The sequence below is a fragment of the Deltaproteobacteria bacterium genome (assembly GCA_018668695.1).
GTDB lineage: Bacteria > Myxococcota > XYA12-FULL-58-9 > XYA12-FULL-58-9 > JABJBS01 > JABJBS01.
In genome coordinates this window covers 1-13,272 of record JABJBS010000282.1, presented here as the reverse complement: position 1 = coordinate 13,272, position 13,272 = coordinate 1, and the positions used below count along the sequence as shown (strand labels likewise).

Sequence of the window (13,272 nt, the reverse complement as noted above, 5' to 3'; positions counted from 1 at the left end):
TAGAGCGTGCAAAGGCGAGCACCATCCTTAAAGGAGAAATTGCTCTTAAAGACGATAAAGCAGGTCGTCACCTAAAAAATGCGGCTCGCGTTGATAAAGCGCAACGGGTGGCCGAACTCTCCAAAGCCTTAGGCACCTTGGTGGAGCGCGCGGCACTGAATGCTGAACTTCGCATCGTCGATCTTCGCGGCATCGGTGCTCCTGGCCAATATTCACACGCCGATGTGGTTGCTGCTTTTGAAGCTGCGTTGGATGCGTTGAAGGTTGGTGTGATGGCCACTGGGGCCCACGATTCTGAGTTTAGAACCTCCTTGATTGCTGGTTTGAAAAAGCGCGGCTACACCGTCCTCGAAGATGGCAGCGATCCAAGCCTCGACATCTTACTCAAGGCGAAAATCACTGTTGAAGATGGTGGTAAGGGCAGCGGCAAAGCCTCGAAGATTCATTTTGCTCGGGCAGTCATCGAAATTGAAGTGACCAACGTGCAGGCGAAGAAGGTCATCGGCGCTTTTACGGAAACGCGAAAAGATGGCAGCCGTAACTTTGCTGAGGCTGCTCGCCAAGCCGTGCGGCGGTTGGTGAAGAAGATTACAATGAAGGTAAGTCCGAAAATCGATTCCGCAATGAAGGGTCTTTGATTACTGAGGATAAAGCCCATTTTGAGGAACGTACTCGGTAATCTCCGTGGGAAACCCAGGAAATCCCTGGGTTGCTTCGGCTTCGCTCTCATTGACAAGCGCTCTAAAACCATCGTCAAAGACAATCAGTACACTGTAAGACGAGTTAAACGACGGAGGACTCTGGGTTGTGAGACCTTGCAAGAGCCCGCCTTGTGTCTTTTCTCGAATCACGCTCAGGTAACTTCCTTCACTCCAAGTGATCACGGCCGTTGCATCGACGGCGAGTGGCTCGGAGAATTGATTCTGCCCCGTATTACTAAACGCACCATCTGAGTGGGTGTAGATTTCAAGAAGTTCAAACTGGCTCAAATTCCAAACCAGGATAGGCCCTTGGTAGGGCGCCGACATAAGAGCCTCACCTCGCGGGTCGCCGCATGCCGTGGTGAGGAGGCAGAACAATGCGGCAGCTAGCCCTGATATTTGGTATTTCAAAACGTGACTCCTGCGGCAAATTGCATGGTCCATGACGATAGGCTTGTGGATTCTACGAAGGCACGCTGACGTTCGCACCGGTTGATGGTCATGTCGCAAACAGTTGGCCCCATAAACTCAATGGGACTATCGAATTCAAATGATTGGTAGACTTCGTAATTAAACATGGCTCGCATGGACAGGTGGAGTTTGGGAAACACAATCCCAAGGGTGCTGCCCAAGGCTGCGGATTGAATAAACTCGAATTTCTCGCGCTTACCTTGCTTGAGCGTTCCTAATGATGCCGCGATGCTGCGCCACTCCATCATGTTGCTTCCTGCGGTTCCTGAGAAAAAGAGTTGCACGTTGGGGGTGCCAGCAACAACACTGAAGCCCATTCTAAGACCGGCGACGATGCTCTGCATTTCGAGCCGGTAAGTGTTGGGCAGTCCACAGGGAATGGGTGTAGCAACGCCGTTTTCTATCAGTGTGCAATCGGCACCAATGTCTGTACCGATGGCTGTTCCGATTTGGGGAACGTTCTCATAAAAATCGGTGATATCGATGGATTGGTCGAGAAATCCGACGACCGGATACCAGTAGAAGCCTGTGGTTTTCGGAGCATCATAAAGGGTCACGCGGTAGCCTTGATGAAGAGCTTTACCATTGGCCACTTCGACGTCGTTTCCATCCTCCTCTTTGATACTGGAGGTGACAGTTGCCCGCCCAGTGAAGTAGGCACCTTCAACCCCGCCAAGGGCGGCAAGCCCTTTCACGAGGAAGCTCTCGTAAACAATGGGTTCTGGTTCGTAAATGATACGAAACCGGTTTTTGTCGTTCTTAACCTTTTCCTTAAGCGTTGCTGATTGGGTGAGCTCAGTGGGTTGTGCAGGAAGAGGGGGCGGCGGGTAAGAGCTAAGAGGTCTTGCCGCTGGATCTTTGAGGAAAATATCTGTTTGAGCGGCTTCTTCAATGAAGAGGTCGTCAGGTGCTTTGAGCTGCTTAGTGCGAGTTCTCTCGGCATGATGAATACGCTTTTTACGACTGATATCGAGCATCATATTCTTAAATATTTGAGCGTAAGAGAGCTTCAGGGCATCTTCAATGGGCCCTGCGCGGTACCAGCTGTATATAAACATCGAGAAATCTTCCTCAGCCATCGCGATATGCTCGGTTTGCAAAACATTGTCCCGGTCATAAACCCTGAGGGATCCTGCCACCTTTACCGATCCCCATTCTGGGTTGAAGAATCCGCCGATAAGAAAGGGAGCAAATGGGAGATTGACCAAATCCATGACCACGGTTCGATAGTGTTTACGCCGAACGTTAAGAGCTAACTCAAAGGTGAGGTCAGAGTCTTTAGACTCGGGGCCCAGTTCGAAGTGTGCCTGGAGGTAGCCTTTAAAGCGATGTTCCAGCTTCTTAAGATCTTTCAATCTGTCTTTACCGGTTTGGCCCGTAAACTTAATGGAAGCAAGCTTCCAGCTTTGACCCTCAAGCTCTTGGCTCTTGGCTATCTGAGGCGCAGGGACCGGTGGAGCCACGACATGGTGCGTGCAGGCTGAACTCAGTGAGCACAGCATTCCAAAGAGAGTTGATTGGACCCATTTGTTCAAAGGATTCATCTCCGGAGGCCAGGATCCGTTGCGAGCCCTTTCAGACGAACGGGCACTGATGTTTATTCATCGCACGTAATCTGTATCGCATATTTTACGCCAGTTAGAATACTTGTGTTCCAAATCTAATTGTTTGAAACTCAAGGTGTGGAAGACAATATCGCGATAACACTCTTTACCCCAATGGTCTTGGGGTTGATCATGTTTGGGATGGGCTTGGGCCTTACGGTTCCCGATTTTACCCGAATATTTCAATATCCAAAAGCAGCCTTGGTGGGTATCAGTGGTCAACTGCTGGCATTACCGTGCCTGGGGTTTTTGGTCGCTACGGCTCTCGATTTGGAGCCAGAGCTTGCCGTCGGGCTCATGATTCTCACATTTTGCCCCGGTGGAGTGATGTCCAATGTGATGAGTCATTTGGCGAAGGCCGATACCGCTCTCTCAGTCACGTTGACCACAGTCACAAGTTTTATCACTCCCTGGACCACCCCCCTTTTGGTGAATGTAACGCTAATCTATTTTATGGGTAACCAAGATCAGGTGCAGCTCCCTTTGTGGGGGACTCTGCTCAAAATGATTATGATCACGGTGGTACCTATTTCCCTGGGCATGGTTGTACGCAGCCGCTGGCCAGATTTTGCAATCCGCGCAGATAAGTGGGTGGGCGTTCTGGGTGTCTTTTTCCTAACGGTGGTGATGGCGGGAATTACCTGGAAAGAGCGCAACAACCTGGCCGACCTGATGGCAACAGCGGGAGGAGCGACCTTACTCTTGTGCATGGTGAGTTATGCATACGGAATCTTCTCGGCGCGGGCGGCGGGTTTGTCGATACGACAGATGAGTTCGGTTTGTATCGAGGTTGGCATGCAAAACAGTGCCTTGGCGATGGTTATCTCGCTTAGCTTTTTAGAGAATTCTAGAATGGCTATCCCGCCGATGGTTTACAGCATTATGATGTTTGGCGTTGGGTGGATTTTAGTGGCGATATTTTATCGTCTAAACACGAACCCCCAGCTGGTCTCGGAAGAGACAAACTAGCCCCTTAAAACATCGACCCAGTAGCTGGGTTTTTGGCGAACGGTTTCAGATTCAACAACACGGGCCAATCTAAGAAGCGTGGACTCTTCCCAAGGGCGCCCCATAATTTGGAGGCCGATGGGTTTATCGCGGCTATCGTAACCGGCGGGTACACTGATGCCCGGTAATCCAAGTAGGTTGCCGAGGGGTGCAAAGCGCATGATGTCCATAAGCTGTCCTACATCTGAGATACCGTTCTCAAGGGCCGCTGCCGGGATATTGGGTGCAGTGCATCCCGTTGTTGGGCTCACCACCACATCAACAGACTCAAATATTTTCTTAAAGTCGTTAAGGGCTCGGGTGCGAACGCGCTGCGCTGTAACATAGTCGGCGCTGGTGAACTTTTGAGCCAGAGCCATGTTCATACGAACATCAAGACCAAATTTCTCTTTTTGAGACGGATAATAGGGTGTTATTGCTGAACGCATTTCGCTTGCAATAGTAACGGAGTGGGCCACGCGTATGGCTTCAAGGTTAAGAATCTCAATTTGGACAACGCTGGCTCCGCGGGATTTTAGAAGCTCAACGGCGCGGTCACAGGCTTCGACCGATTCACGGTCGGCATGTTCAAACCAGGCGCGGTACATACCTATTCGGATGCCAGTTAAATCACCGTTGTTTATTTCTTCAAGATCAACTTCGGGCTGACTTTGAGTCATAGGATCGAGTTCATCTGGACCTGCCATAATAGCGTAGGCAAGTGCAGTGTCGTAGACCGTCGCTGCAATGGGACCCACATGTGCGACCGACCAGCATAATGGTGCTGCGCCGTGTTCGCTTACACGTCCATAGGTTGCTTTGAGCCCAACGCCTCCACAAAAAGAAGCGGGGATTCGGATAGAGCCACCACCATCAGCACCAACGGATATCGGGCAGAAACCTGCGGCCACGGAGGCCGCTGAGCCACTGGATGAACCACCGGTGTAAGAGCCGGTGTGGTAGGGGTTTCGAGGTACTCCATGATGCAGGTTTAGGCCCGTCACGCCCATTCCGATTTCATGCATGTTGGCTTTACCAATCAGGAGTGCCCCCGCCGCGCGAAGTCGTGCAACTGGTGTGGCGTCTTGGGTGGCTGGGGTCTTACCGAGAAAGGAAGTTCCCACGGTGGTGCCATGTCCAATTTGGTCCAGCTCGGCTTTTACACTCACTGGAACCCCGTCGAGCAGGCTTAGGGGTTTGCCCGCTTTCCAGCGTTCGGTGGAGGCTTCTGCTTGCATAACGACGTCTTGATGATTGATCTGAATCACGGCCCGAAGAGCGGGCTTGGCTTGATTCGATTTTTCGATAGCTGCGAGAACCCGCCGGGCCACTTCAGTCGGGGTGGTGTCGCCGTTTTGGTAAGCCTTGTAAAAATCTGCACTGGTGTTGAATTGAAAGCCGCCCTCAGGCTGCTGGCTTTCAGGCAGCTTACTGAGATCGACCGCCTTCGCGTCTGCATTGGGGGATGAAGGGTGCCTCGGAAAGGTGGTTGGAACCTCGTCGAGTTCAATTTCACGAAGCAGGAGTATTCCCGCATCTTTGATAAGCTTGGGTGCGATAAGATTTCCTGTGGCAGTGAATTCGATAAGTTTGGTCGTGAGCGTGAGTGGTGCTCCCGAGAGTATCGGTAATTTCACATCTTTTAGATCATAGGCCATGGTATATCTCCTTCTGCTGCTTCGCACTCATATCGTGAAGAGGGACGTTGGCAAAGTGATCTAAGCCGTGATAGCCCACCGGTGATTGGAAGAATGCATGTTTTCGATACTATTTTTGCTCTTTGTCGGCGTACCGCTTGTTGAACTTTGGCTCCTATTACAGGTGGGCGAACGAATGGGTGCTTTTCCAACACTTGCCTTGGTTATAGGCACGGGCATAGTTGGAGCTAATCTTGCTCGCCGCGAGGGTATGCGAACCATTGAAAAAGTGAATAAGGCGATGGCTGCAGGCGAGATGCCTCAGGAAGCTTTATTGGATGGCTTGGCGATTTTCTTGGGTGGCGCGATGTTACTCACCCCTGGGATTCTTACAGATATTTTGGGCTTCTCTTTGTTGTTTCCACTGACTCGGCCGCTTTTGCTCGCCATGGTTTCAGGCTGGATCGCAAAGAAGATGCAGTCTGGACATGCTTCGGTCACGTTTCATCACAACGGATTTGGTCCAATGTCATCGCAAATGGGCGAAAAGCCCAATCATCCTTCGGAAGAGAAAATATACGACCAGTCCTGGGACGAAGAGCCGCCAGCCTAACGTTCAGTGTTCGGAAATTCTAGTTCTACGTTGACGATGGCTCGGCTTTCCATCACGTTGCCTCGGCGCGTATCACCGGAGCGCTGATTTTCTAGGTCACTTTCTGTGAACTGGTCAGGGCTTTGGAGTGAATTTCGGCTGGCCGCACGGGCTCGTTGCTCCACCCAGCTACCACTTCGAATATCACGGAAGCCTTGTACCATGCTCGATGCGGACCCGTTGATTGCATACCGTAGGTTTGCGATAGCCTGTGCGGGCAACGTCCGGGTTGTAGAGGTTCCGTCGTTTCCTAAAGATGCGGATGCGCCGCGCCCACTGAGCAATTGTTCGCCGCCATTGGCTTGAGTGACAGCTATCGCCCCATGATCGATTACGAATGTTGTGCTTTTGGTGGATGTTTCCGTCCAAAAGGCTGTACCCCGAACACCGGCAGCTGCGTGTTGCGTCGTGATTTCAAAGTGGGAGTCTCGTCCCAGCAGTTTCATAATTCGAGCCCACATTTTGCCGGTGATGAGTTTTACTTTTTCTTTACGCCGGCCGGCTGTTTGCCCGTGGACCAATTCAGAGATTTCAATTTGAGTTTTACCTGCGAGCCTGATCATTGAGCCGCTCTTGAAGCGAAGGCTGAGCGAGCTATTGGCACCCGTGGTGACTGTTGCTCTCTCGGGAATCTGGTCGAAACGTTTGACCACGGTAATCATACCATCGACTTCGTACGTGACGGTTCCATCTACGGCGATAGCGTTAGCGGGAGCACTCATAGAGAGTGCGGTAATAAATAAAGCTAATGTAGTCATTAGTCGTACCAAAAACGAACGCCCAGTGTGAACTGGTGCCGGTTGTAATCTCTTTGCTCTATATTAGAACGGTTTCGTGTGTATGCATATTCACTGTGGAGGTCACAAATCGGTAAATTCCATGTGATTCCTCCCTGAACGAAGAATGTTGATTCATCTAAGACGTTGGGGATATCGCGGATAGCGAAGTCTGCCAGGGAGAAAACAGTAAACGGGGCCTGAAAGCGGTATTCTATGTAGAGTACTGAACTCGCCTCTATAAATCCCACTTCTAAGGTGGCGGGGTCTACTTCAGCACTATCGTAGTCGGCGAGGTTGTAACGAACTCTTGCATCGATGGAGAGCGTGAATCTTCCCATCGTTAAACTGTCTCGTATGGCCAGCCGGGCGGTTACGTCCGTTGCTTGATCTGTGATTTGGCGTACATCCGAACCAGCAGAAATCTGTAACCTATTCGATGGTGAGAGCTGGTACTGGGCTGATGCAGTGGCGCGAATTTTTCGTTGGTAGTGATTCGAGAATAAATCGGTGAAGAGCTCTTGGTATTGTAGGTGAAGCTCTGAGCGAACAGGGCCGAGAAAAATACCGCCGATTCCGGTTAAGCCGACGGTGGTGGGCATGATCGCCTTAAATTTATCAAATTGCCCAACGCTCTGCTGCGTCCGTAAATGCGCAACAATGCTAAACGGGCGCGAACGGCCGAGGTGTTGAACGCCGGCGCTGAGCGAGATCGCGCTGACTGCACTGGTGCCCCCACTGGAGAGACGACCCGGAGTGGTATTGTCTAAGGTGTTGTCGAGACGAGGGTTGCTGTCAAAACCAATGGAGAGATCACCCCGTACGAGAGGGCTCCAAAGCGTAGGAGGTGCCGGTAAGGCAGCGCCAGATTCGACCGCTTTTTGAAGCTCGAGGGCTTTTGGCCATTCTGGGTGACGGGTAAGAAGCTCGGTGACTTGGCGTTGTGCTTGGTCTTTGTCCTTTATGCGCCAATAAGCTTCGGCGAGTTCTAGTCTGGAGTCGTCATCATAGGGATCGAGTTCTAGTAACTGGGTGAAGTAGCCGATGGCTGCCCGGTAATCCTGACTTTCCATTTCCAGGAGAGCTAAAGCGAGTAGAGACTCGATATCACGTGCATCGCTGGCAAGGCGCTCGGTCAAGAGTTCGCGTGCATGACCGTCATGTCCGCGCTCTAAAGAAATGCGCACTTCGTCCATTGAGCTGGCGCCAGCGGTAAGTGTGCCGATAAGGACAAGAGTATGAAGCAACATAACTAATGTTGTACCCTCTTTAGGTACCTGAATTCAAAGAAGGTTTTGAGTTTTTATGGCCGCGGAGTGATTTTTGCTGCGCGAGCGGCCCGAGAAGAGATTGAAACCGCCTACAAAGAGGATTTCTGAGGTTGCGGGGCCTTTGGGCACTTGATACCAAGTGCGAGATTCAAGGTGTTGGGCCTTGAAAAAGCGGACGATGACACGCAGTTTAAGTTCAGATCACACGAGGCGACGATGAAGACAACCACTGGAAAAAAAGCACCGAAAAAAACGCTCAGCAAAGCAAAAGTGAAAGCTAAGCCTAAAGGCTCGGCATCGCATGATCAGCCAAACCCTCCAAAGTTCGTGAATTTCATGCTTCAGGGTTGGAAAGAGCCAAAGCAGGTACTCCCAAAAACAATCAAAGCAGCGGCATCTCATAAGGAGCGTCGGCAAGGCGTTTCGGCGGCATTCAAGAACCAATTCGTGATTGTTCCAACTGGCCACGAGAAGGTTAGAGCCAACGATACCAACTATCGTTTTCGTCCCGACACTTCATTTTATTACCTCACGGGCAATGATGAGGCGGATTGTGTTTTGGTTCTGGTTCCTAAGAAAGGTGGCCACGAGCATGTGCTTTTTGTCGAGCCTAACCCGGGACGTTCTGAGCCAACATTTTTCACAGACCGACACAAAGGTGAGCTTTGGGTAGGCCCGCGTTTGGGTGTTCCAGAGAGTCAGCACAAGTATGGCATCGATCGCTGTGAAGCATTGGCTAAACTTCCTGAGCTTCTGGCGTCACTGAAGAAAAAGAAAAATGATTTTGTTCTTCTACGAGGCGTAGATGCAGACGTTGACCGCGTGTTGCCTAAGCAGGCTAAGAAAGATTTGGAACTCGCTCAGGTTATTTCTGAGATGCGACTTTACAAAGATGCCGGCGAGATCGCGATTCTCAAGAAGGCTTGTAAAGTTACGCGCCGCGGATTTGACGATGTTGCTCGCTGCTTGAAAACAGCTAAAAACGAGCGAGAAGTTGAAGGTGTTTTCAATATGCGCGCTCGGTTGGAAGGCAACGATGTTGGTTACAACGTGATTGCGGCTGCTGGTGCCAACGCATGTATTTTACACTGGGGCCGCAACGACGGAGCCATCAAGAAAAATGATTTGGTTCTTCTGGATGCAGGCATCGAGCTTGAAGATCTCTACACCGCAGACATAACCCGTACGATTCCTGCCAGCGGAAAATTTACGAAGCCTCAGCGCGAAATTTATGACTTGGTTCGTGCTGCTCAGGTGGCTGCGATTGAAGCCGTCCAACCTGGAAACGATTTCCTTGAGCCGCATCGAGCAGCAATGCGCGTTTTGGCTGAAGGATTGGGCGAGCTTGGCTTGCTTCCTTGCCCGGTTGAAGAAGCGCTATTGCCTGAGAATCAATTCTACAAGCGCTACACATTGCACGGAACCAGCCACATGTTGGGGATGGACGTTCATGATTGTGCGCATGCTCGAAACGAAGTTTATCGTCATGGTCCGCTTCAGGCCGGTATGGTTTTGACGATTGAGCCAGGTCTCTATTTTCAGCTCGATGATTTAACAGTACCGAAAAAGTACCGTGGTATCGGTGTTCGAATTGAAGATGACGTACTGGTTACCGCAAAGGGCCACAAAGTCCTCTCTGACGTTCCACGTGATTCCGCTGATGTAGAAGCCTGGATGGCTGAACTCTGGGCTGAGTAAGCTTGATGGGTTACGCACTGGTTACGGGAGCAGGGATTCGGGTTGGCCGAGCAGTGGCGCTTGGTCTTGCGCAGGCAGGTTTCGATCTGGTCTTGCATGCCAATCGTTCACGCGAAGCCCTGGATGCTGTCGCCGATGAATGCCGCGATTTAGGGAGTGAGGTTTTGGTGGCGCCAGCTGACTTGAGCCTCCGAGTCTCCCGAACTGAGTGGCTAGATAATATTTTTTCGCAGATTAAGACGCTCGATGTTTTGGTAAACAACGCAGCGATTTATGAGTCGTTGCCCTTAAACCAAATTGATTATGCGGCTTGGGATAAAATGTTGGCGCTCAATTTAGAAGCTCCCTTTTTCATTACTCAAGGTCTGCTCCCATTACTTAAAAAGGGCAGCAGTGCTTCAATCATCAATATTACAGACAGTGGTTTGGATTGGCCGGACTCGGAGTACGCTCACTACTTTGCGTCAAAAGCTGGCCTCGCGATGCTTACCAGAGTTTTGGCCATCGAGCTTGCACCTGAAATACGGGTGAACAGCGTAGCGCCGGGGACCGTTGCTTTTCCTCCGGGATTTTCTGACGATGCCAAGCACGCCATTCTTAAAGATATCCCAATGGGCCGTGTAGGGTCTCCTGAGGATATTGCAAAGGCAGTCGGTTATTTGGTGAGTGAGGGATCATACGTGACCGGGCAAAGTCTTGCGGTCGACGGAGGAAGAAATACGCAATGACGCATCCTGCAGATTCGGTGAGGCTCCGTGGATTTAGAGCCGAGTGCATCGTGGGTATTTATCCTGCTGAACGTAAGAAGGAGCAGTGGGTAGAACTCGATTTAAGTCTTCATCTCGATACACGTCGGGCGGGTAGAACGGGTGCGTTGGATGCATCCATTGATTACGCAAGACTGTGCGGTGAAATTAGATTCCTGCTCAAAGCATGCCGCTTTAAACTTCTTGAGGAAGCCGCTGAGGCAATTTGTGCTTATGTTTTGGCCGAGCCAACAGGTGATGGACAACGTTGCAGTGTGGACGCCGTGACCTTAGAACTCACGAAGCCTGCCGCGTTGGGTGATATTGCGATGCCGTCGGTACGTGTTTATCGTGAAGCTTCAGAGTATTGCCCTGAGGTCGAGACCCAAGATTTTGGGCGCGTCGACATCATTGCAGAAGGTAAGGGTTTCGGAATCTATCGATTACGGATTGCTCCGGGAGCTGCGATTAAGACCCATGTACACCGAGTGATGTGTGAGCATGAATTGGTTCTGGGAGACGGGCTCTTACTGCAAAATAAACCCGTAGGAGCAGGCTGGGCACATTGTTGGCCTCTCAATTTCCCGCATCGGTACGACAATCCAACGGATCAGGAACAGACGATTCTCTGCGTGGACAAGCCGCCTTTCATTCCAGATGATGAAGTGGCCGTAGACGAACCTCTTGGTGATTTAAAAGAGGCAGCTCCCGAATTCTATTATCCTTTGGAGTCTGTGACATGACCGCTTTTGCTCCTTGGAAAGAACAGAAAATTGTTGTGACGGGAGCAACTTCAGGTATCGGTAAGATGATTACCGAGATCTTACTTGAACGCGGGGCCACGGTATTTGGTGTTGGTCGTAACCTCGACAAACTCCATAATCTTGCGAAGCATTACCCCAAGCGGCTTACGACCTATCAAGCGGATTTATCTGATTTAGAGGTTACTCGCGGTTTGATGCGCGTTGCCTGCGATAGCATGGGCCAGGTGACTGGTTTATTCGCGGTGGCAGGTGGGATTGAGCACCAGCTCTTTGGTGCGATTGATGACGCTGCATGGCTTCGGCAAATGAACTTGAATCTTCGGGTCCCCACTATTTTGTTGGAAGAGTCATTGAAGGTTGTGAATGCCAATGCGAGTGCTGTGATTCTTGGCTCCACTCTTGGCGAGCATCCTATCGCCACAAGCACGGCCTACAGTGCAGCCAAGGCGGGCTTGGAGGCGGTGGTGAAGGTCGCCGCGGTAGCCGGTGCAAAAGAGGGGCTGAGAGTGAACTTACTTCACCCAGGTGTGGTCGATACTCCGATGATTCGCAGCACAGAGCGCCCAGACGACTTAGGGGAAGAAGAACGGATTCAAGCGCTTGCTTGCCTTCATCTTCTCGGGCGGGTTGCACAGCCTCGTGAAGTGGCTGAGGTCGCTATTGATATTCTCAAGTGGACTTTTGCCACCGGCAGCATCGTCACAGTCGATGGTGGACTCTCAATTCAATCTTAAGGTGATGCACAAATGGCTAAAAAAATTCGCGCCGACCATCTTCGAGAAAGCCCTTTTACGCTCGCGTTGTCAGCTGGTTTCTTTGGCTTCTTTGCGCACACTGGTTTTTTAAGAGCCTTAGAAGATGAAGATCTGCGCCCGCACCGTGTGGTTGGGGCGAGCGCAGGTGCGTTGGCCGGAGGGTTGTGGGCAGCAGGTATGCCCGCGCAAGATCTCGAGAAAGAGTTGATTGAGCTGCGCCGCGAGGACTTTTGGGATCCAGGGCTTCCGATGGGCGGCTTTTTAAAGGGTCGTAAGTTCGACAAGAGATTGCGTGGTTTTCTTGCAGGTTTGGATGTTGATGATCTCCAAGATTGTCCCATCTCTTTTTCACCCGTGGTTTATGAGGTGGTGCGGCGTGAGACGCGTGCGCTTCGCCGAGGGGATATCGTATCTGCCATTCGGGCATCTTGCGCGGTGCCCATGATGTTTCGACCCGTACGAATGGGTTTAAACCTGTACGTAGATGGGGGCCTTTATGATCGAGCAGCGGTGAGCGCTTTGATGCCAGGCGAGTCGACCATCATGCACTATCTCCCAGCCAAAAGTCCGTGGTCAGGCGTCATCCACCGTGATGCGAAACCTGGCGTCGAGAGTCACCGGTGTTTGAGTATTCGCAGTCTCCCGAAGGTTAGCCCATTTCATCTCGATAGAGGCCCTGAAGCCTTAGAGCTGGCCTACCGTGAAGCCCGCCTTTGGCTCAACGAGCCTTTGAATTCCCTCTAATTTAGCGCCTTTTTTGGCCCAAGATCTGTTCAACGGTATGATTAGCGTTGTAACGGCATAAGCTCGTCGTTTGAGTTTCGAAAACAAAGGCAAGACGATGGACGACGAAGAAGAGCTCGAAGAAGGAGAAGAGGGAGCTGAGGAAGAAGAATCCTCCGGTTCTGGTTTCTCATTTTCATCCCCGAATATGACCGGTTTCGTACGGTACTTAGGTCATCTCTTACTCGCTTGCTCGGTGATGGGCCTCTATGTTGTGGGAACGCGTTACGAGTTGGGCGGCAGCCTTAAAGATACCTACCGAGTGAACAAGATTACCGGAGACGTTGAGATTGTTTCAGGTGGCGGAGCTGCGACCGGAACGTATCGAAGAGGCGTGTATTTCTTCCGCCCAGACCAACTTGAATCTTTGAAGAAAAAAGCCGGTAAGCAAAAGCGTGATTTGAATGAGGTCGTACGAGAAGCTGTG

The 13,272-nt window shown here is 51.2% G+C and carries 14 protein-coding genes; 9 read left to right on the top strand and 5 right to left on the bottom strand.

Annotated elements, in window-relative coordinates; genetic code table 11:
* The coding region (locus HOK28_15075; protein ID MBT6434419.1) for a hypothetical protein at positions 1–638 on the top strand (638 nt) is incomplete at its 5' end.
* On the opposite strand, the gene HOK28_15070 is transcribed toward HOK28_15075, so the two are convergent.
* Both HOK28_15070 and HOK28_15065 read right to left on the bottom strand, forming a co-directional pair.
* Positions 639–1,112 carry a hypothetical protein gene (locus tag HOK28_15070; GenBank protein MBT6434418.1) on the bottom strand — a complete coding sequence of 158 codons (474 nt, stop codon included), beginning with the start codon at positions 1,110–1,112 and terminating at the stop codon, positions 639–641.
* Positions 1,109–2,707: a hypothetical protein gene (locus HOK28_15065; GenBank protein ID MBT6434417.1), complete on the bottom strand. Its 1,599-nt coding sequence runs from the start codon at positions 2,705–2,707 to the stop codon at positions 1,109–1,111. The genes HOK28_15070 and HOK28_15065 overlap by 4 nt, the downstream gene beginning before the upstream one ends.
* 201 nt (positions 2,708–2,908) lie before the next feature.
* Between HOK28_15065 and HOK28_15060 the strand changes: the two genes are divergently transcribed.
* Complete coding sequence (locus HOK28_15060) at positions 2,909–3,745, top strand: bile acid:sodium symporter family protein (GenBank protein ID MBT6434416.1); 837 nt, start codon at positions 2,909–2,911, stop codon at positions 3,743–3,745.
* Here HOK28_15060 and HOK28_15055 read toward each other — a convergent pair.
* Complete coding sequence (locus HOK28_15055; GenBank protein ID MBT6434415.1) at positions 3,742–5,421, bottom strand: amidase; 1,680 nt, start codon at positions 5,419–5,421, stop codon at positions 3,742–3,744. The two genes, HOK28_15060 and HOK28_15055, sit on opposite strands and share 4 nt — an antisense overlap.
* Positions 5,422–5,518: 97 nt before the next feature.
* On the opposite strand from HOK28_15055, the gene HOK28_15050 reads away from it, so the two are divergent.
* Positions 5,519–6,013 carry an FxsA family protein gene (locus HOK28_15050; GenBank protein MBT6434414.1) on the top strand — a complete coding sequence of 165 codons (495 nt, stop codon included), beginning with the start codon at positions 5,519–5,521 and terminating at the stop codon, positions 6,011–6,013.
* Here HOK28_15050 and HOK28_15045 read toward each other — a convergent pair.
* Both HOK28_15045 and HOK28_15040 read right to left on the bottom strand, forming a co-directional pair.
* Entirely contained in the window at positions 6,010–6,810 is an 801-nt protein-coding gene (locus tag HOK28_15045) for a FecR domain-containing protein (protein ID MBT6434413.1), read from the bottom strand. The two genes, HOK28_15050 and HOK28_15045, sit on opposite strands and share 4 nt — an antisense overlap.
* A complete protein-coding gene (locus HOK28_15040) occupies positions 6,810–8,078 on the bottom strand; it encodes a tetratricopeptide repeat protein (GenBank protein ID MBT6434412.1) in 1,269 nt (422 codons plus the stop codon). The genes HOK28_15045 and HOK28_15040 overlap by 1 nt, the downstream gene beginning before the upstream one ends.
* Before the next feature lie 237 nt (positions 8,079–8,315).
* On the opposite strand from HOK28_15040, the gene HOK28_15035 reads away from it, so the two are divergent.
* The 6 genes from HOK28_15035 to HOK28_15010 all read left to right on the top strand — a co-directional run.
* A complete protein-coding gene (locus HOK28_15035) occupies positions 8,316–9,797 on the top strand; it encodes an aminopeptidase P family protein (GenBank protein MBT6434411.1) in 1,482 nt (493 codons plus the stop codon).
* A gap of 5 nt (positions 9,798–9,802) precedes the next feature.
* Positions 9,803–10,525, top strand: coding sequence for an SDR family oxidoreductase (locus tag HOK28_15030; GenBank protein ID MBT6434410.1), 723 nt, complete (start codon positions 9,803–9,805; stop codon positions 10,523–10,525).
* Positions 10,522–11,286 (top strand): FolB domain-containing protein, encoded by a 765-nt coding sequence (locus HOK28_15025; protein MBT6434409.1) that lies wholly within the window; start codon positions 10,522–10,524, stop codon positions 11,284–11,286. Before HOK28_15030 ends, HOK28_15025 begins: the two co-directional genes overlap by 4 nt.
* A complete protein-coding gene (locus HOK28_15020; GenBank protein ID MBT6434408.1) occupies positions 11,283–12,041 on the top strand; it encodes an SDR family oxidoreductase in 759 nt (252 codons plus the stop codon). Before HOK28_15025 ends, HOK28_15020 begins: the two co-directional genes overlap by 4 nt.
* A gap of 12 nt (positions 12,042–12,053) precedes the next feature.
* Positions 12,054–12,806, top strand: coding sequence for a patatin (locus tag HOK28_15015; GenBank protein MBT6434407.1), 753 nt, complete (start codon positions 12,054–12,056; stop codon positions 12,804–12,806).
* A 97-nt stretch (positions 12,807–12,903) separates the two neighbouring features.
* On the top strand, positions 12,904–13,272 hold a 369-nt coding region (locus HOK28_15010; GenBank protein MBT6434406.1), incomplete at its 3' end, for a hypothetical protein.

Coding starts and splice junctions, on each gene's coding strand:
- HOK28_15020 (MBT6434408.1), top strand. CDS start 11,283: ATGACCGCTTTTGCTCCTTGGAAAGAACAGAAAATTGTTGTGACGGGA.
- HOK28_15040 (MBT6434412.1), bottom strand. CDS start 8,078: ATGTTGCTTCATACTCTTGTCCTTATCGGCACACTTACCGCTGGCGCC.
- HOK28_15025 (MBT6434409.1), top strand. CDS start 10,522: ATGACGCATCCTGCAGATTCGGTGAGGCTCCGTGGATTTAGAGCCGAG.
- HOK28_15055 (MBT6434415.1), bottom strand. CDS start 5,421: ATGGCCTATGATCTAAAAGATGTGAAATTACCGATACTCTCGGGAGCA.
- HOK28_15050 (MBT6434414.1), top strand. CDS start 5,519: ATGTTTTCGATACTATTTTTGCTCTTTGTCGGCGTACCGCTTGTTGAA.
- HOK28_15015 (MBT6434407.1), top strand. CDS start 12,054: ATGGCTAAAAAAATTCGCGCCGACCATCTTCGAGAAAGCCCTTTTACG.
- HOK28_15060 (MBT6434416.1), top strand. CDS start 2,909: ATGTTTGGGATGGGCTTGGGCCTTACGGTTCCCGATTTTACCCGAATA.
- HOK28_15030 (MBT6434410.1), top strand. CDS start 9,803: ATGGGTTACGCACTGGTTACGGGAGCAGGGATTCGGGTTGGCCGAGCA.
- HOK28_15035 (MBT6434411.1), top strand. CDS start 8,316: ATGAAGACAACCACTGGAAAAAAAGCACCGAAAAAAACGCTCAGCAAA.
- HOK28_15045 (MBT6434413.1), bottom strand. CDS start 6,810: ATGACTACATTAGCTTTATTTATTACCGCACTCTCTATGAGTGCTCCC.